At 35.0% G+C, this 16,661-nt stretch carries 21 protein-coding genes; 16 read left to right on the top strand and 5 right to left on the bottom strand.

The window, feature by feature from the left end; all coding sequences use genetic code 11:
• Positions 1-2 precede the first annotated feature (2 nt).
• The 3 genes from IOC57_RS22735 to IOC57_RS22725 form a co-directional block, all read right to left on the bottom strand.
• Entirely contained in the window at positions 3-380 is a 378-nt protein-coding gene (locus tag IOC57_RS22735) for a hypothetical protein (RefSeq protein WP_207440827.1), read from the bottom strand.
• 5 nt (positions 381-385) lie between these two features.
• The gene (locus IOC57_RS22730) at positions 386-994 is read right to left on the bottom strand and encodes an ImmA/IrrE family metallo-endopeptidase (protein ID WP_207440826.1); all 609 of its coding nucleotides are present in this window, start codon (positions 992-994) and stop codon (positions 386-388) included.
• Positions 995-1,062: 68 nt separating this feature from the next.
• The gene (locus IOC57_RS22725; RefSeq protein ID WP_114238063.1) at positions 1,063-1,407 is read right to left on the bottom strand and encodes a helix-turn-helix domain-containing protein; all 345 of its coding nucleotides are present in this window, start codon (positions 1,405-1,407) and stop codon (positions 1,063-1,065) included.
• 164 nt (positions 1,408-1,571) lie between these two features.
• On the opposite strand from IOC57_RS22725, the gene IOC57_RS22720 reads away from it, so the two are divergent.
• The 16 genes from IOC57_RS22720 to IOC57_RS22645 all read left to right on the top strand — a co-directional run bounded on the left by IOC57_RS22720 (position 1,572) and on the right by IOC57_RS22645 (position 15,123).
• Positions 1,572-1,778: a helix-turn-helix transcriptional regulator gene (locus IOC57_RS22720; RefSeq protein ID WP_114238064.1), complete on the top strand. Its 207-nt coding sequence runs from the start codon at positions 1,572-1,574 to the stop codon at positions 1,776-1,778.
• Positions 1,779-1,820: 42 nt separating this feature from the next.
• Positions 1,821-2,123 (top strand): hypothetical protein, encoded by a 303-nt coding sequence (locus IOC57_RS22715; protein ID WP_114238065.1) that lies wholly within the window; start codon positions 1,821-1,823, stop codon positions 2,121-2,123.
• 465 nt (positions 2,124-2,588) lie between these two features.
• Positions 2,589-2,981 carry a YdcP family protein gene (locus IOC57_RS22710; RefSeq protein WP_207440825.1) on the top strand — a complete coding sequence of 131 codons (393 nt, stop codon included), beginning with the start codon at positions 2,589-2,591 and terminating at the stop codon, positions 2,979-2,981.
• Positions 2,982-3,014: 33 nt separating this feature from the next.
• Positions 3,015-4,457: a DNA translocase FtsK gene (locus tag IOC57_RS22705; RefSeq protein WP_207440824.1), complete on the top strand. Its 1,443-nt coding sequence runs from the start codon at positions 3,015-3,017 to the stop codon at positions 4,455-4,457.
• Positions 4,454-5,509 carry a replication initiation factor domain-containing protein gene (locus IOC57_RS22700; RefSeq protein WP_207440823.1) on the top strand — a complete coding sequence of 352 codons (1,056 nt, stop codon included), beginning with the start codon at positions 4,454-4,456 and terminating at the stop codon, positions 5,507-5,509. Before IOC57_RS22705 ends, IOC57_RS22700 begins: the two co-directional genes overlap by 4 nt.
• A gap of 316 nt (positions 5,510-5,825) precedes the next feature.
• Positions 5,826-6,086: a hypothetical protein gene (locus IOC57_RS22695; RefSeq protein ID WP_207440822.1), complete on the top strand. Its 261-nt coding sequence runs from the start codon at positions 5,826-5,828 to the stop codon at positions 6,084-6,086.
• Between the two features lie 25 nt (positions 6,087-6,111).
• Complete coding sequence (locus IOC57_RS22690; RefSeq protein ID WP_207440821.1) at positions 6,112-6,429, top strand: hypothetical protein; 318 nt, start codon at positions 6,112-6,114, stop codon at positions 6,427-6,429.
• Entirely contained in the window at positions 6,410-7,474 is a 1,065-nt protein-coding gene (locus IOC57_RS22685; protein WP_207440820.1) for a conjugal transfer protein, read from the top strand. The genes IOC57_RS22690 and IOC57_RS22685 overlap by 20 nt, the downstream gene beginning before the upstream one ends.
• 13 nt (positions 7,475-7,487) lie before the next feature.
• Positions 7,488-7,733, top strand: a complete 246-nt coding sequence (locus IOC57_RS22680; protein WP_207440819.1) for a hypothetical protein — start codon at positions 7,488-7,490, stop codon at positions 7,731-7,733.
• A gap of 12 nt (positions 7,734-7,745) precedes the next feature.
• A complete protein-coding gene (locus IOC57_RS22675) occupies positions 7,746-8,270 on the top strand; it encodes a conjugal transfer protein (RefSeq protein ID WP_207440818.1) in 525 nt (174 codons plus the stop codon).
• On the top strand, positions 8,158-10,653 hold the full coding sequence (locus IOC57_RS22670; RefSeq protein ID WP_207440817.1) for an ATP-binding protein: 2,496 nt from the start codon (positions 8,158-8,160) through the stop codon (positions 10,651-10,653). Before IOC57_RS22675 ends, IOC57_RS22670 begins: the two co-directional genes overlap by 113 nt.
• A gap of 12 nt (positions 10,654-10,665) precedes the next feature.
• Positions 10,666-10,992, top strand: a complete 327-nt coding sequence (locus IOC57_RS22665) for a YddF family protein (RefSeq protein ID WP_207440816.1) — start codon at positions 10,666-10,668, stop codon at positions 10,990-10,992.
• 14 nt (positions 10,993-11,006) lie between these two features.
• Positions 11,007-13,019 (top strand): CD3337/EF1877 family mobilome membrane protein, encoded by a 2,013-nt coding sequence (locus IOC57_RS22660; RefSeq protein ID WP_207440815.1) that lies wholly within the window; start codon positions 11,007-11,009, stop codon positions 13,017-13,019.
• A gap of 139 nt (positions 13,020-13,158) precedes the next feature.
• Positions 13,159-14,148, top strand: coding sequence for a bifunctional lytic transglycosylase/C40 family peptidase (locus IOC57_RS22655; RefSeq protein WP_309487753.1), 990 nt, complete (start codon positions 13,159-13,161; stop codon positions 14,146-14,148).
• Positions 14,149-14,194: 46 nt separating this feature from the next.
• Entirely contained in the window at positions 14,195-14,677 is a 483-nt protein-coding gene (locus IOC57_RS22650) for a hypothetical protein (RefSeq protein WP_309487752.1), read from the top strand.
• Positions 14,678-14,739: 62 nt separating this feature from the next.
• Complete coding sequence (locus tag IOC57_RS22645; RefSeq protein ID WP_207440834.1) at positions 14,740-15,123, top strand: cystatin-like fold lipoprotein; 384 nt, start codon at positions 14,740-14,742, stop codon at positions 15,121-15,123.
• 181 nt (positions 15,124-15,304) lie between these two features.
• Here the strand turns inward: IOC57_RS22645 and IOC57_RS22640 are convergent, their stop codons facing one another.
• Together IOC57_RS22640 and IOC57_RS22635 are read right to left on the bottom strand one after the other, a co-directional pair.
• Positions 15,305-15,883, bottom strand: coding sequence for a hypothetical protein (locus IOC57_RS22640; RefSeq protein WP_286185124.1), 579 nt, complete (start codon positions 15,881-15,883; stop codon positions 15,305-15,307).
• A gap of 231 nt (positions 15,884-16,114) precedes the next feature.
• A complete protein-coding gene (locus tag IOC57_RS22635; RefSeq protein ID WP_207440813.1) occupies positions 16,115-16,459 on the bottom strand; it encodes a YolC/YozM family protein in 345 nt (114 codons plus the stop codon).
• Between the last annotated feature and the right edge of the window lie 202 nt (positions 16,460-16,661).

Genomic DNA, 16,661 nt, shown 5'->3' with positions numbered 1-16,661 from the left:
AGTTATACAAGAATAAAAGGTTCTTTTCTTTCGTTAGGTAATAGTTGCAATACTTCCTCGATGTCAGGAAGCTGGATAATAAATTGGTCAACTTCGTATGGATTAACACCATGTCTACTAATTCGATGCTTAATTTGATCAAGATTTAATCCTAGCTGGCTGGCATGAAGATTATTCGTTAATAAATCTTCAATATTGATGGAGGAACTAAGTATTGAATCATCAAAGTCGTTTCTGTCAAAATACTCGAAAGGAGCAATTACTTCAAAATAATAAGAATCTTGTTCCCATGGAATTTCCAAGAGACTAAAAGTCAAAACATACCAGACTGGAACTTGTTTTCCTTCAAAATAATCATAGTAAACTCGTTGTCTTGGCATAAAAATCATACTCCTTGAAAAATTTTTTTCTTTTCTAATTGTTTATTAAGCTTGTCCAAAATTAGTTTTGTTTCATTTGACCAATTATCAGTGCTAGCCCTCGGGTAAAGTAATTCCATTTGCCTTCTAAAATCTTGGTCTGACTTAGATTGTTGTATTTGGTTTTGAAAATGGATAAGTCGTTTTTTTGCAAACTCATCAGTTACATTAAATTTTTCTGTTACAAAGGGAATTCCGTACTGAACATTCGCATAATTAGAAATATTATTTTTTAATAACATAAAAGTAGGTACACAAAAATGAAGGGCGAAACTCTCGGCTTTTGCTTCTTGAATATCTAATAATTTATTACGCATAAGTAATAATTGATTACCTTCTTGTCTTAATAAATGACATAGTTCATGTCCAAAATCTTGCCATTGTTCTTCCGGAGATAATCTACAATCAATTATAATTTCTCCATTATATACACGACTAGAAAATTTCTCAAAGTGAATAAAAATACCTAAGCGGTCTGCAATGTCTAACAAGTCTAATTGGTGAGAATAATAAACGTTGATATTAAAATAAAATTCTTTAATCCAGTCTTCTAATAACGTTGTTTGATACTTCATTTGTTTACTCCCCCTTAAGAATGTATGTTCGTATTTATGTTATAAAGAAAAGCCCTATAATTAGAGCTTTATTTATTCTTATCTCTCTCTTTAATAAATTCCCAAAATCGTATTAACTCTTCAATTTTTTCTTCTGGAGCATCCTTCAAATCCTTGAAAAAGATTTGTGTTTTAGGATCGAGAAATTCTTTCCACATTTCATCTGGGGATTGGGTATTTTCATTTCCTGTAATTAAGTAGTCAATGGAAACTTCAAACAAAGAAGATAAATTTTTTAATGAATTAAAATCTGGTTGAGCATTATCCTTCTCATACTTGCCATAAGCTTGGCGAGAAATTCCTAAGTAATCTGCAACTTGTTGCTGAGACATCTTTTTATTTGACCTCAGTTTTTTTAATCTATCAGAAAACATATAATTATCCCCATTTCAGTCATCTATGTTAATGATTATATAGCAACGAAAAGTTGCTTTCCATAATTGAAACAAAAAGTTGCATAAAAAGGTTGACAGTAACTTTTAGTTGCGTATAATAGTAAATATAAAGCAACCTAAAGTTGCGATTGGAGGTGGAATTAATGACTAGTCAAGAGCTTCAAAAGTTGTTAACTAAGAAGAGAACAAAATTAGGCTATACCCATCAAGAAGTTGCTGATCTATTAGGAACTGGTATCACTAGACAATATTATGGCATGATTGAAAAAGGAGAACGTAGACCTTCTGTAAATGTAGCAAAAAAACTTGGTGAACTTCTTGAAATAAATTGGACCATTTTTTTTGAATAAAATAGCAACTTGAGGTTGCATACTGCATAAGGAGGTGCTAATATGCCCCAAACAACGATGACTTTCGATCGAATAGAAACAGAATTTTTGAAAGAACGTTTAGAAAAATTAATTCAATCAGCTTACGAAAAGGGTGTAGAAGATGGAATGAAGAGTTTCTCTTATCCGCCAGTACTCAGAAACAGTCATCTAGCCGAAATTTTACAAATTGCTCCACCAACTGTTATTAAGGTTACGAGCAATCCTTCATTCCCAAGATTGCAAAACATAAAAGGTCGTTATCCTCGTGATCTTGTCTTTGAGTGGATTGAAACAAATTCTACGTACTTAAAGGGAGTTGTCTAGTGAATCAATTACTATGTTTATTAATTTTCAAGTTCAACAATTTAGAATGGTTATCCAAAATGTAGAGCCTTTCGATATTGTAAAAAAACTTTAAAAAAGATCTTTGAAAAATACATATAGACCAAGAAAGCGAACTTGACAAGAGCATCAAGAACGCCATTAAAAGATTAGACACCTTTATTATATGGTAATTTTACTGAAAAGTCATTCGTTAGTATTGAGTGAATACAGTTATCACTTTCTAAATACTGTAGCAGGCTAGAACAAGCGTGCGAGATAGCTGTAAACAGCTTGATGGCTATAAATAGCCTACTAGGTTGCCAAGACGGGTTTATGACCAAGAGCGACTGATAAGCGCCATGACGGAATCATAACTAGAGCGAATAAAGAATAATAAAATGTTTGTTATGGATTATAAAATAAATAAACAATCAAACTAAAATAAAATGAAATGAGGAATAGAAAATGGAATTGAAATATATCGTACCTGACATAGAAAAGACTTTTGGAGCAATGAATTTCTTAGGTCATAATCGTGACCGTTTTCAATATGATCGTGTTAATAACCGCCGTACTGATGTTTTGGAAGCCCGCGTTTATAATCTTGGTTCAAGTGGTCAAGGTGGTCAAATTGAAGTAACTATTCCTGGTGAGGTTGAATTGAAAGAATTGGATTTTAATGAACCTGTTGAATTGGTGAACCCTATGATTACTTCTTCGGCTCAAGCTAATGGGAATTTTGCGACTGTTCGTTGGACCGTAACAGCGGATGATATTGTTTCATTAAAATCACGTTCGGCAAGTACCGGTTCAAATTCTGTCAAAACGCTTAATGGATCTGGTGATGAAAAGAAATAAAAGAATATTTAGATAGCTGCTAAAGGAGGGATCATGATCTCTGGATTTTTTAAAAACAAATTGTGGAAATATAGAGGTTCTAGGATTAAGCCTCGCATGAGGAATACTATAAAAAGAGTGGGCGCATTTATATTTGCGTCTGCTTTTTTTATATCCATGTTTTTCTTTTGGGAAGAGCATCTGTTGCATTTGAACATACATGAGATCATAGAAGCATTTAACTGGAATCTACCTTTAATAGTAAAGAGTGTTATATTCTCTGTTTTGATAGGGATAGGGACTGTTGTTGTCTCATATTTTGGTTTTTATTCACGCTATAAGAAAATACTTCATAAACAAAAAATCGCAAGAATGATCTTTTCTAACAAATTTTATGAAAAAGAAAATGTCAGAGTAAAGAAGCTTTTTTCTGGTGAAACGTATTTGAAAGAAAGAATAACGTATTTCCCTAGAATGTATTATAGCGTGAAGAATAATTACATTTATATTCGTATTGCTATGGACATGAGCCGTTTTCAGAATCGTTTTCTAGAGTTGGGAAAGGATTTGGAAAATGGCTTATTTTGTGACCTTGTAGGTCAGGAAATGGAAGAAGGGTTTGTCTGCTTTAAATTGTTGTATGACGTCCGCAAAAACCGCATTTCAATTGATGATGCAGTGGTTGAGAATGGGGCTTTGCGCTTGATGGAACATATTACATGGCACTTTGATAAGTTGCCACATATGTTAATTGCCGGAGGAACAGGCGGAGGAAAAACCTATTTCATGCTGACAGTAATAAAGGCCTGTGTCGGTGCTGGTGCAGAGATAAGAATATTAGACCCGAAACATGCGGATTTAGCTGACTTGGAAGAAGTGGTTCCAGGGAAGGTTTATTCAAAAAAGAACGGCATTATGATGTGTTTGAGGAAGTCTGTTGATGGAATGATGAAACGAATGGAAGAAATGAAACAGATGCCGAACTACAAGACGGGTGAAAACTATGCTTATTTAGGATTGAAACCTGTCTTTATCTTTTTTGATGAATATGTTGCGTTTATGGATTTGCTTGAAATGAAAGAAAGAAATGAAGCTCTATCGTATATGAAGCAACTGGTTATGTTAGGCAGGCAAGCAGGTTACTTTCTCGTTTTAGGAGCGCAACGGCCAGATGCAAAGTATTTGGCAGACGGTATACGTGACCAGTTTAATTTCCGTGTGACGTTAGGATTAATGTCTGATACAGGTTACGGAATGATGTTTGGAGATAGTAATAAAGCATTCGTGAATAAAAAAGTAACAGGGCGAGGTTATTCAGACATGGGAACTGGAACAGTATTTGAATTTTATAGTCCTTTTGTGCCTAAGGGGTATGATTTCATGCGAACGATTGAAAAACAAGCTGGTGGAGTGCAGGGAGCGCCGGCGACGGCAGTCGCCAGCGGCAGCGAAAGCGAACAAACGGAACCAGCGGAAGGAGTGAGCGTTAGCGAATGACTGAACTACAAAAACCCCCCCACGCTAACAGGGGGGTAGTAATGTTAAAAGAAGAAAAAGTAAACGTTGAAAGCCCTTTAATATCAATGGTTGACTACATTAGAGTTACTTTTAAAACACAAGATATTGATCATATTCTTGAAAACGTGGTTCATCTAAGAAAAGATTACATGACTGAAAAGTCATCAGGTTTTTATGGTTACATTGGAGCATTTGAATTAGATCAAATAAAAGTTTTTTATTCAGCGCCTGATGATAATAGAGGTATTCTTGTTGAAATGTCAGGTAAAGGATGTCGACAATTTGAATCATTTTTGGAATGTCGTAAGAAAACATGGTTTGATTTCTTTCAAGACTGTATAGAAAACAAGGGTACTTTTACACGCTTCGACTTAGCGATTGATGATAAAACAACGTATTTTTCTATTCCTGAACTATTGAAAAAAGCCCAAAAGGGTGAATGTATTTCTAGGTTTAGAAAATCTGATTTTAATGGCTCGTTTGATTTGGTAGATGGCGGGTTGGGAGGTACAACCATTTATTTTGGCTCTAAAAAATCAGAAGCGTATCTTTGTTTCTATGAAAAGAACTATGAGCAGTCAGAAAAATACAATATTCCTCTAGAAGAGATCGGCAAATGGAATCGCTATGAGTTGCGTTTGAAAAATGAAAGGGCGCAAGTTGCTGTAAAGGCTTTAATAACTCAAAAGAATTTAACTTATATAGCTTTAAAGATTATAAACAATTATATCAGGTTTGTTGATAGTGGTGAGGAAGAACGGCGGTATTGGAAAACCAGTCCATTTTGGACGGATTTTATAGGTGATGTAGGGAAATTGAGTTTGTATACAAAGCCTGATGCGGACTTTTACAGGAAGTCAAGAAACTGGCTTCAAAATTCATGTGCACCAACCATGAAAATGGTGTTAGAGGCGGATAAGCATTTATGTTCTAATGATCTATCAGATATGATTTTGAATGCAGAACTTTCGGATAAACAAGAAAAAATGTTAGAGGTTTTCTTGGCTGAAATAGCTGATATAGTGGTTTGAAATTTTTGAAAAATAAATGCTATTACCTTTAAACATAGGTGATGCGAATTAACGCACCTGTCAACGTATCGCAACTCGTAGAAGTTCACGACCGAAGGAAGATGAAATTCTAGAAAGGAGAATAAGAGTTGAGAGGTTCACCAAACCAAGACCCTCTTGTCATTGAACAAACAACCGTTTGTTCCTGCCTACCGGCGAGGGAGCCCCCTCAAAAGTGAGGGGGGTGGGGGAGTTTATTAGATGGGGTCAAGGGGAAGAGTTCCCCTTGTGGGTTTGGGCAAGGCCCAAATAAATTTAATGAAAGGGGAAGAATTTTATGTCTTATGTAAATATAATCAATCGTGCATACCTTGAAAGTGAATTAGAGCGTCATGGATTTCTGGATTTGGCAGAAGAATTAATTGAGAGATTAATAGAACATGTATTTCATAATGATTTAGATGAAAGAATTCTTATTTATGCTGTTTCGATTGTAAATGATGTTTATAAGAAGGTGCAAGCTCAATTTAATATTCTAGAGGATGAGGAAGAACAGGTGAAAAATGTTGAATTTGAGGTGTTAACCCTTTCAGAATAAACGTGAATGGGGGTATTTAAACTCTATGACTGCTGTTGACAGGGAGTTTCAGCGGCTAGGTTTTACTGTTGGTATTTCGTCATTAGTATTTATCAGAAATATAAGTAGAGAATGTATGTTGGTGGTGGAGGGCTCTAGATTGGAAGGATTTTCAGAATATCGTTATACGTTTTATAAAACCAAGCATTTACCCAATGGTCGAATGACGAGTTTAAAAGTCTATATGGAGAATGAAAGTATAAGAAGGGTGTTACCACGTGTAGCATCCTTTTTATCATTCTTAGAAAGAATTAAGCAGATTGAAAAGAAGGCGGGTGAAGAAGTTGCTTCAAAAGGAAAGTGAGTCTGAAAAAAAAGAAGAATCTTTTTTTCGCACAGTTATTCAAAAAATAAAGCGAGTAAAAAAGCCGGAGAAAGCAAAGAAAATAGTACCCAGAGATCGTTCGAAAATGGTTGCTGTGACATTATGGACGGTACTCTCTTCACTTCTTGTATTTTCTTTTTTGGCTGTTCTTCTTTCTGTCAATACACGTTCAGTTGTGAATGATGTAAAAAGAGACTTTAGTAAGCCGAAAGAAGGTGAACAAAAACAAATATCAGTAACAGCAGCTGACAATTTTTTATCAGGGTTTATTCATGAATATGTCAATGTGAAAAACGATATGGATTCCATTGAGCAAAGGAAAAAGAAGTTAGAAAGTCATATGGTTACTGATGCTAATGAAAGCTTCGAAGATGAAAAGAGTTATGATCTGACTGGACTAAAAGGAAATCGTATATTAAACGAATACAGCTTGTATAACGTAAAGAAAGAAAAAGGTTATAGTCTTTTTCAATATAAAGTGATTTATACGAATCAGTTTCCAGTAGAAAAAGAAGTAGAAAAAACGATCAAAGATGGAAAACAGGAAAAGAAAGTGAAAGAAAAGGTGATCGAGAAGCAAGGGGTTGAAAAAAAACTATTGTTGAATATTCCTGTAACGAATAAAGGAGATACTTTTGCGGTCACGGCTGTACCTTATTTTTCTGTGATTTATGATTTAAAAGGAAAAATAGCTTCTTCTAATAAGGAGGAAACGAGGGAGGAATATACCGGCTTGAAAAAAGATTCTATCGAAAAGTTCTTGGATTCCTTCTTTGAAAAATATGCTTCCCAAAAGAAAGAAGACATGGTCTATATGATGAAAAAACCAGAATCATTACAAGACAGTTTGTCTTTAGGTAATGTGGAGAATGTGAAAATTTTCGAAACGAAAAAAGGCTTTGAAGTTTCTTGTGATGTGGAGTTTAGAGAAAAAGAGAATCAGATTCCAGTAAAAGAAAGATTCACATTAGAATTGACGGAAAATAGCGGACAGTTTTATGTAAATGATCTTAAACATCAATAAGGAGGAGAAAAAAATGGAACAATGGATTATTTTAAATGCTACTAATTTGCCTGATTTAGGTGGTATCCAAAATTGGGGTAAAACAGTTGTTATACAGTTTATTACCATCGTTGTTATGTTTATTGCTGCTAAACATGTAATGAGACTAAAATTAGGTGGAGTTATTGCAGTATGTTGTGTTGGGGGTGCTGTTACTTGGATTATTCAGCACTGGTCTAAATTTTCAGGATGGATTGAGGTTTTCATGAATGGTATGTAGGAGGGCAATATGATGGGTCGCTTCGTTTTTAATTATCGTAAGGCAATGAGAGAACCGAAAAAAATTCGACAATTAACCGAGAACTATTCTTTGCCTTTCGCAATTGAGTTGATACCAGCGATCAACTATTTTATTTTTGTTGGACTTTGTTTTGGCTTTTGGTATGGCGTGAGGATGGTATTTCCTCACGCTTTTGATAAAACGTTCATTGTTGTGATATTTGGGACTCCGTTACTTTTGACAATTCTGGTGACAAAAATAAAACCAGAAGGGAAAAATATTTATTTATACTTTTTTGACTTGATGAAGTACTATTTCATGATTAAACTTCCTCAAAAAAAGTATTGTAATGATCGTAAGGTTGATTTTAGTAATGAGAAAGAAATTGAATTTCGTAAATTGGTAAAGGTGGTGGGGGTTTCTAATGAAAATAAAAACGCCTATGAAGGCAATACACAAAAATTTATTGTTGGCAAAAACGGGAGACGTTTGGGCGTATTACCGAGTCAGAAGCAACTCGATACCCATGCAGAATAAGGAGAAGGTGAATTCTTATAAAAAGAAATGGCAAAACTTATTTGAAGAAATTACATCTTATGAAGATTTTCATTTGATGATGTATCCAAGTGAATACGAATTAGAAAAACGGTTTAAAGATTTAGAAACAGATATTGCAGAAGATGCCATTGGCGTGGCTCGTTACTACAATGAAGAAACAGTAAGGTTATTGGAACAACGATTAGGAAGGTTAACAAAGTATGATTTCATTTTAGGTGTAAAACTGAAAAAAAGCCTTGTAAATATCAGTATGGAAGTAAAGGGAAATATATTATCTCTTTTTAATACGGCGACTGATACAGTTGTCAAAATGCTTGGGTGGGAACAAAATGTTCCCACTTCTTTTTTTGAAATGTATGAGGAAGTTGAAGAGACACTAGCCAATATTATGGCTTCTGTTCGCGGGGAAAGGCTTTCTGAAAATGAAATGGTGTATATCAACCGTTATCATTTCGTTCGTAGTTTAAAGCACCAAACAAAGGAAGAGAGTGAAACGAAAAATGTTGATTCTATTACAAATACGATTATAGACCCTACAAACCCTTCTGTTTTAAATCTTCATAGTGATCAAGATGAAGGTTATTCGTCCTTCGTTGTCATTGATGAGTTTCTTCATAATATGGCGGAAAGTGATCTGTTTTATGAAGTCCAATCGTTGCCGTTTCCAGTTGAAATACAAATGAAAGTGCAAGTTGAGTCAAAAGCATTAACAAAAACCGCAATAAATATAAAGAAACAACAATTAAAGGAAGAGCAATGGGAACAACATAGTACAGGAGATAGGAGTGACGTGTCAACCGTTACAAGCGCCACAATGGTAAGGCATTTACAAGACGAGATTAAGAAAGAAGAAGTGTTTTTGATGAATTGGTTGGCAGTGATTGTTGTGCATGGTGATACGAAAAAAGAATGCATACGTAAAGCTACAATTGTAAGACGTCATTTGAAAGGGGCTGGAATCACATGTAGGCTTCCGGTTGCTGACCAATTGAATTTGTTTTATAAGATGCTACCAGGTGAAAAGTTAGACATTACAGATAAGAATTGGGTTCAAAAAACAACCCAAGATGGGTTGGCTGAATGTTTATTCGCAGTTAATTCTGATGTCGGTTCTAAAATCGGTTTTTTTCTTGGATGGGTTGACCGTTTTGCAGAACATACCGATTTAGAAAGTGCTATTTATTCGAGTCGGGATTTTGTTTTATTTCACCCATTTTTAGCGAATCAGCAACTGAAAGGTTCAAAAACACGTTCACCGCATTGTTTGATTACAGGGGATACAGGAAACGGAAAATCCTATCTGGCTAAATTGATATTTAACTATATTAGTATGCTGAACGTCAAATGCCTTTACATTGACCCCAAAAAAGAGATGCGAAAATGGATTCATCGAGTCTTAAATGACCAAGAAATCCGTGAAAAATTCCCTTTGTATCTCTCTCATCTAGAGAAATATCACTATATCACGTTAGATCATCAAGATGAAAAGAATTGGGGAGCACTGGACCCTATTTCTTTTTTACCGCCAATGAGAGCGAAGGAATTAATAGAAGTAATTTTTGAACAGGTATACGACTTTAAAGGAAAAGACGATGTAAGTACAGCGTTTCTTAAGGCAACTTCAAATGTGATTGAGCGTAAAGAAAGGGGCGAACAAGTAGGCTCACTCCATATCATTAGAGATATGCAAAATCATGAAGAATTAGTTGTAAGAAAAGCAGGCGATTATTTAAATGAAGTGGTTGCTGCTTCCATTTTAAAATTATGTATTCATGACGGTTCCAATGCTGCTTTGTCATTAAAAAGACGGATTACCATTTTAGAAGTTGAAAATATGGATTTGCCAGAACAGTCAGAGCGATTGAAAAACTATACAAAATCTCAGTTGAAATCAAGTGCTGTCATGTTTGCCTTAGGGAAATTTTGTGAGTTATTTGGGATGGATCCTGAAGAACAAACCGTTGAATTTATTGATGAAGCATGGATATTTACAACATCACCGCAAGGGAAAAAAGTAGAAAGACAGATGCGCCGGATTGGTCGATCATACAACAATGCAGAATATTTTATTTCGCAGTCAACAAAGGACGCTTTAAAAGAAGAAGATTCAGGAAACTTTGGGGTGGCTTTCGCTTTTGATGAACCAACAGAACGTGAAGAAGTGTTGAAATGGGTGAACATGGAGGTAACAAAAGAAAATATAAAAATGATGGAATCGATGTTCCAAGGGCAATGCTTGTTTAAAGATTATTATGGGCGAACATCCAAAATTTCAATTGAATGCTTATTTGAAGAGTGGGAGGGCGCCTTAAAGACTGTTGAGAAAAAAGCAGTGGCATATGCAGAGGAAAAATATATATAAGGAGGACTAGATGTGAGAATTGTTTTTCTTAATTCTTTAGTGCTAACCAATCCGGGCCTTTATAAAGCAGAGTTCATTTCTTTAGATGAAGTTTATAAATGTTTAGCTTCCTATGGTGGGGTATATAAGAGCTTTATAGGACATGAGTCAACAGCTTTATTTCTACAAGAATTATTAGGAATTAAGATTGAGTTCAATCGAACACGTTTTAAACAAAGTAAGTATCAAAAGGCGATCTGTTTTAAATTATATGAGCGTTTTCCAGAAAATAAAGTGCTGACAAATGAAGAGTTAGAGAATGCTAACTATCAATTTTATTTACTGACTAGGTTAGATTAAAGGAGGGAGTTGTGATGAAAAGAAAAAGGATTCTTTTACTTTCAGTTGTTGTTCTGTTATTAGCTTCATTGATCATGGCGGTTTCAGTTATGGCGGCTGACGGTGATACAACCACTCAACCTAAAAGTGTAAAGGTTGGTGGTGTTGAGTTAGAAATTAAGCGATTTCCGTTAGCTCGTTACCAAGCAAATAACGAGGAATCCGATAGTCGTATAAAAGGGGCGTTTGTTGGTTTGACAAACGTCACTTTTTCTTTTGCAGGAAATATTGTGCGTGTCGTTGATGCGGGTATGGATATCTTGTATAATCTTCAACCGATTGATGAATTTGCGAATTCGATGACTACAGTGTCAAAGACTGTATATACAACGTTAAAGAATAATTTCGGAGAAACACTGTTTATATTTCTTTGTGGATATGTGGTTTATCTGTTTGTGGTAAGAGGGAGCGTAAAAGAAGCGATTAGGAGAAGTGTTCTCTTTATTATTGTAATGGTTATTGGCGGACTGTGGATGTCAAACGCTGGTTATTATATGAAAGCTTTGAATGCATTGTCAGTTGAAGCCCAAGGAAAGTTATTAGTTGCTGGTAATGGATTTGTTGGCATCGTGAAGGATGAGGGAAATTACGTTGACAACTCAAAAATCGAAAAAGGAAAAGAAATGGAAGGTACGGTTGCCATTATGCGTAATGTTTACTTTAATCTGGCATTAAAAAAACCGTACTTATTTGTGAATTATGATGAAACGAGTGAAAAGAAAATAAATGAAAAAGGCAGCGATGAAAAAGGGAGTTTAAATCGAATCGATAAACTTCTATCTTATAAATTATCGGCTGAAGGTGAAAAGCAAAAATTAGAATATATCAGGGGTACTGAGATAAAAGAATATTCTAATGATACTATGTCTTCTGGAAATGTTTACAACCAGTTAGGTCAATCCATTATTGCGGTGTTGGTATCTATTGTACTAGGTATTCCTTTTCTGGGGTTGGCGATTCTAAATTTCTTGCTTCAAATCATAGCTTTAGCGATCGTGTTTTTTATTCCTTTTGCTTTTATGATTTCGTATGTTCCCCAACTGGCCTATTCTGGTTTTGTTACTTTAGGACGGCTTGGAAGTGTCTTTCTTCTTAAAGCAATGTTGGGCATCTTAATTTTGTTTGTATATGTGATGTGCTTTGTCGTAGATCAATTGATTCCGCCGAATGGATTAGGAATGTATCTTTTAAATGTCGTTGTGTTGTCCTCCATATTGTGGGTTGGATTTAAAAAGAGAGATTCCATTATCAAGTTTGTAACCGCAGGAAAAGTTGTATCTATTGATAACAATATGATGGAAAATGTACGTAAAGAAATGGTTCAACCTTCTTGGGAAACGGCTAAAAAAGGCGCGAATACATTAGGTTCAGATGTGTCGAATATATTTAGTCATTTTGCGAAAAGTTTTCACAATAGATCGGGCGATGTCGCCTCTGGTGATGGTGTTTCAAAGGATGCATTTGCCGGACGTGAATTCGAAATAGGTGATGATACTGATGCTGTTTCTAGGACACCTCAAAAGATGAAAACATTTAATAACCATAAGACATTTGATCGAAAGCTACAAAATTTATTGAAGAAAGATCAACAACAATCCTTCCCACAAGATGACGGTTATCATCCTGATAGAAAAAAAGGGTTTAGCCATGAAGGAACGAAAGAGTCGGTTGGAGATACTGTTCTTAAAAATGAAGTATATGAGATTGCGAGATCGAGAGATTTACAAGGGGAAATTGGAGAAAATGATCGAACAGATCAAAAAGAATTTAGTAAAAGAAATCAACTTGAGAATAGAGCAAATGGGTTTAAACGTCAGGATAATTCAGAAATGCAAATAGAAAGACTTCAAACAGATGGGCAAGGTACTGATTTTAAAAAATCGTTAGCCTTACAAGTAAATGTAGGAGAAGGTGATCGGACAGTTCAAGTGCTTTCATCTGATTATAACGAGTCTGTAAATAAAGATTCTGTTAAGAACACCCCGTAAGTCTACTAAACTTGTACAAGGCAATCAAATGATGAATCATAGTGTTGGTGTTTCTTTCAACAGAATTAAGAGTCCGGCATCTTCTAAAGGGACAGATAGACTGAGAAGGGATGAAAAAGCATGATGATCGAAAGGAGAGATTTTCTTGAAAAAAATCTTACTCGCATTCTTGTTGTCATCCCCTGTTATTTTCTTCATGATCATGTGTACTGTGGTTGTCATGTTGATATCTGGGGACAATGAGATAGGAAATGATGAGATAGGCGGAGATGATGGTGAATATGTGACGAATGGTATAAGTCCTGAAGTAGAACGTTTTCGTGCTGTTTTTGAAAAATATGCTCGTCAAGAAGGAGTTTATAATTATTTAAATGTCATTATGGCGCTCACCATGCAGGAAAGTGGTGGGCGCTATTTAGATATCATGCAAAGTTCGGAAAGTATTGGTTTACCACCTAACAGTATTACTGACCCGGAATTTTCCATTAAGACCGGTGTGAAATACTTTGCCAGTGTGTTAAAACAAGCAGATTATGATGTTCACCTAACCCTACAGTCGTATAATTTCGGGAATGACTTTATTAGATACGCAAAGGAACGAGGAGGCTATTCAAAAGAAGTGGCACAATCCTTTAGTAACATGATGGCTGTTAAAATGGGATGGTCTCGATATGGTGATCCTGATTATGTTGATCATATAATACGCTATCTGAAAAGTTCAAATCATGATGTTAAGCTTGTGAATGGTTCGATAGATGGATTTGAAATCGTCATGACAGAAGCTTTGAAATATGAAGGGCAGTCATATGTTTGGGGTGGCTCTCATCCTAGTGTTGGTTTTGACTGTAGTGGATTAACACAATGGAGTTATAAACAAGCAGGTATTCATTTACCAAGAACGGCGCAAGAACAATATTATGCGTTGAAACGAATTGATGAACAAGATGCCAAACCGGGCGATCTTGTTTTTTTTACTGGGACATATGCAGGTAAATATATTACCCATGTTGGGATATATGTGGGTGATGGCAGGATGTTTAACTCTAATGGTAGTGGGATTCAATACTCTAATCTTACATCTGGTTACTGGCGAGAACATTTGGTTTCATTCGGGAGAATTACTAATTAAGGAGTGAAAACAGTTGAATAAGTTAATCGTTATTCTGACTTGTGGCGTGTTATTGATTGGATACACTTTTGTTATTAAGGGGATTACTGGACATTATTATAATGAAAAAATAGAATTAATGAATAAACAAAATGAGTTACAAAAGAAAAAAATAGAAGAATTAAATCAAACGTTGAATGAAGGAAGCGCTTCGGAAAATAGAGCATTTTTTGAAGCATTTTTTAATTACTCTGATATCGATAAACGTTATGAAAAAGTTCGGGAAGTCACAACTGAAAAAGGTTTTAATTTTGCTTTTCCTTCAAGAAGTGATCAAAAGCATACAGTGAGCGTAAAAAGCGAATTATTGTCATTGGAGAGTTATTCGAAGAAAATTGATGGTTCGCATGAGTTGTTTCTTAATGTTGTTGAAGTAGCCATCACAGCAAATTCAGTGACAAGCAATCCAACGTTGATTATACAAACATCTTTGATAAAAGAAAAAAATAAATGGGTAGTTGATGATGTCCAGGTGAAAGGAAATGGATGAAACATGGAAAATGAAGAATAGATTATATATACTGAATATTAAAAAGGGAGGGAATCATGACATTGAAGAGAACTTTTATTTTCCTTAGTCTTATCGTGATATTTGTACTAAGTGCTTGCGGTGGAAATAAGTATGATGAAACGATTGATAAAGTGATTAATCAAGAAATAAAGGATACAAAAGAAGATGGTATGAGTACAGAAGGTCTGACTAGAGATAATGCTATCATACGAGTTTATGATGGTGGGAAGTATATTCAATTTGCTTTTTATATGGATGATCAAGATCGTGAACTTACTCCATATTATTATTATGAAAAGCTAGGAGATTCGTATGAAGAAATGAGTGAGATGCCGGGAAGTGGAGAGGGTGACCGATTAGGATTAGACATGAAAAAGGCTGATTATGAAGAAGTTAAGGGGAAAGAAACAAAGTTAGAAGAGTAGACCCAATGTTGTCTACTCTTTTTTTTATTTATGATGTCTAATGATAAAAATGTTATTTAATTAAAATCACAAACATGCTTAAATAAATAACAATAAAGTCGTTTAAATCTAAATGATTATTCAACAATCGCGCCCTATAACGGAAGACTTGTAATTACCTAATATCACTCAGAAATTAAATTTACCTATTACTTCGCCGGCCTACAATGAAATACACGCCAACCAATAAAATGATCGTAACAGCCAAATAGATATATACAGAATGATTATTTGTATTTGTTAAATCAACAGAAACTTCCTCTTTCGGTGCCTTTCCTTCATCAAGAGCCTGAAGATCCTCATCTGCTTCCGACAATAGTGCTGTTCTGGAACAGAGGCTGACATGAAGCCCCCCATCCTTTTCATTGGCATAGACGATATAATCCTTATTTACACTAAATTCATAGCCGCAGCTTGCTGAACTTCTTTCCGTATGTACGACAACTTCTGATTTATCCATTCCCTTCCATGTTTCTTCCACTTCTAAAAGAACTGAAATAGGATCAGCAGATGATTGAAAAAGATTATTTTTGTTCTTATCCATTATCTCCATCACTTTTCCAGAGAAAACCGTCGTACTTTCCTCAAGCTCTTCCTCCGGTTTACCGGGTAATACGCATGAACAAGCATAACTGTAAGTTGGTAAAAAAGTTAGAAAAAAGCTCAATGTTATTATAAACAAACCAGCATCCCTGATAATTTTCTTGTATACGTTGTACAAAATCAATCCATCCCCATTCTAATTTGACGATTTCTCACTTAAGAAGTTACAAAAGGTCTAATTTCTCCGAATTAGTATTGAGAAATTAGATTTTTTCATTACTCCATTAATTGGCCCTAAAATGAAAAATGAGCGCCAATTCCTCTGGAATCGCGCTCTATTGCTGAATATCATTATTTTCTTGTAAAACTAACGCACCTGTTAGTTTAAGTACAATCCTTCACAAGGCTTTCAATCTTCAATTGTAACTGGGTACCCATCTCTTATTCTTATAGCTCTAAGTATGACTTCATAATCCTTCATGCCATGCTTTTGGGCGATTTGAGCCAAAGAATAGGCGAGTTCATTCCTCTTTTTTTCCTCTATGGGCACATGGACTTTAATCGTTTTGTTATTTGGATTGACGCCGAGCGATATAATATCATATTCATTAATTACCTTATTGCTTTCTTCCATGAATGCCCGGCTCTGTTCTACCTTTTTCTGATTGTCTAAGTAATCATAGACTACAAAAAGTATATACGCGGCCATTAACACACCTAACCCTAGAAAAACTCGTTTTTTTAATTTCTTCACTTTATATCTCCTTGTCCAAAATTCCGTCTCTTTTACATCCTTTTTAACTTTATCATATTTATCTATCTGTAGAACTATCTGGTATTAAGATGATCAAAAGCGACATAAAATAGGCTTCTCTCTTATTAAACTTAACTGCCCCGTTAGTGCCATAAGAAAAAGCTGTCTTAAAGACAGCTCTGATCTTCAGCTAACGCACCCG

Origin of the sequence: Bacillus sp. SD075 (genome assembly GCF_017355165.1) — a bacterium.
Classification (GTDB): Bacteria; Bacillota; Bacilli; order Bacillales; family DSM-1321; genus Peribacillus.
Note: the sequence above shows the minus strand (reverse complement) of the source record. Positions and strands in the feature narration are given on the sequence as shown.

Excerpts from the sequence above, each read along its gene's own strand:
- IOC57_RS22735 (WP_207440827.1), bottom strand. The coding sequence starts at position 380 with ATGCCAAGACAACGAGTTTACTATGATTATTTTGAAGGAAAACAAGTT.
- IOC57_RS22730 (WP_207440826.1), bottom strand. The coding sequence starts at position 994 with ATGAAGTATCAAACAACGTTATTAGAAGACTGGATTAAAGAATTTTAT.
- IOC57_RS22725 (WP_114238063.1), bottom strand. The coding sequence starts at position 1,407 with ATGTTTTCTGATAGATTAAAAAAACTGAGGTCAAATAAAAAGATGTCT.
- IOC57_RS22720 (WP_114238064.1), top strand. The coding sequence starts at position 1,572 with ATGACTAGTCAAGAGCTTCAAAAGTTGTTAACTAAGAAGAGAACAAAA.
- IOC57_RS22715 (WP_114238065.1), top strand. The coding sequence starts at position 1,821 with ATGCCCCAAACAACGATGACTTTCGATCGAATAGAAACAGAATTTTTG.
- IOC57_RS22710 (WP_207440825.1), top strand. The coding sequence starts at position 2,589 with ATGGAATTGAAATATATCGTACCTGACATAGAAAAGACTTTTGGAGCA.
- IOC57_RS22705 (WP_207440824.1), top strand. The coding sequence starts at position 3,015 with ATGATCTCTGGATTTTTTAAAAACAAATTGTGGAAATATAGAGGTTCT.
- IOC57_RS22700 (WP_207440823.1), top strand. The coding sequence starts at position 4,454 with ATGACTGAACTACAAAAACCCCCCCACGCTAACAGGGGGGTAGTAATG.
- IOC57_RS22695 (WP_207440822.1), top strand. The coding sequence starts at position 5,826 with ATGTCTTATGTAAATATAATCAATCGTGCATACCTTGAAAGTGAATTA.
- IOC57_RS22690 (WP_207440821.1), top strand. The coding sequence starts at position 6,112 with ATGACTGCTGTTGACAGGGAGTTTCAGCGGCTAGGTTTTACTGTTGGT.
- IOC57_RS22680 (WP_207440819.1), top strand. The coding sequence starts at position 7,488 with ATGGAACAATGGATTATTTTAAATGCTACTAATTTGCCTGATTTAGGT.
- IOC57_RS22675 (WP_207440818.1), top strand. The coding sequence starts at position 7,746 with ATGGGTCGCTTCGTTTTTAATTATCGTAAGGCAATGAGAGAACCGAAA.
- IOC57_RS22670 (WP_207440817.1), top strand. The coding sequence starts at position 8,158 with ATGAAAATAAAAACGCCTATGAAGGCAATACACAAAAATTTATTGTTG.
- IOC57_RS22660 (WP_207440815.1), top strand. The coding sequence starts at position 11,007 with ATGAAAAGAAAAAGGATTCTTTTACTTTCAGTTGTTGTTCTGTTATTA.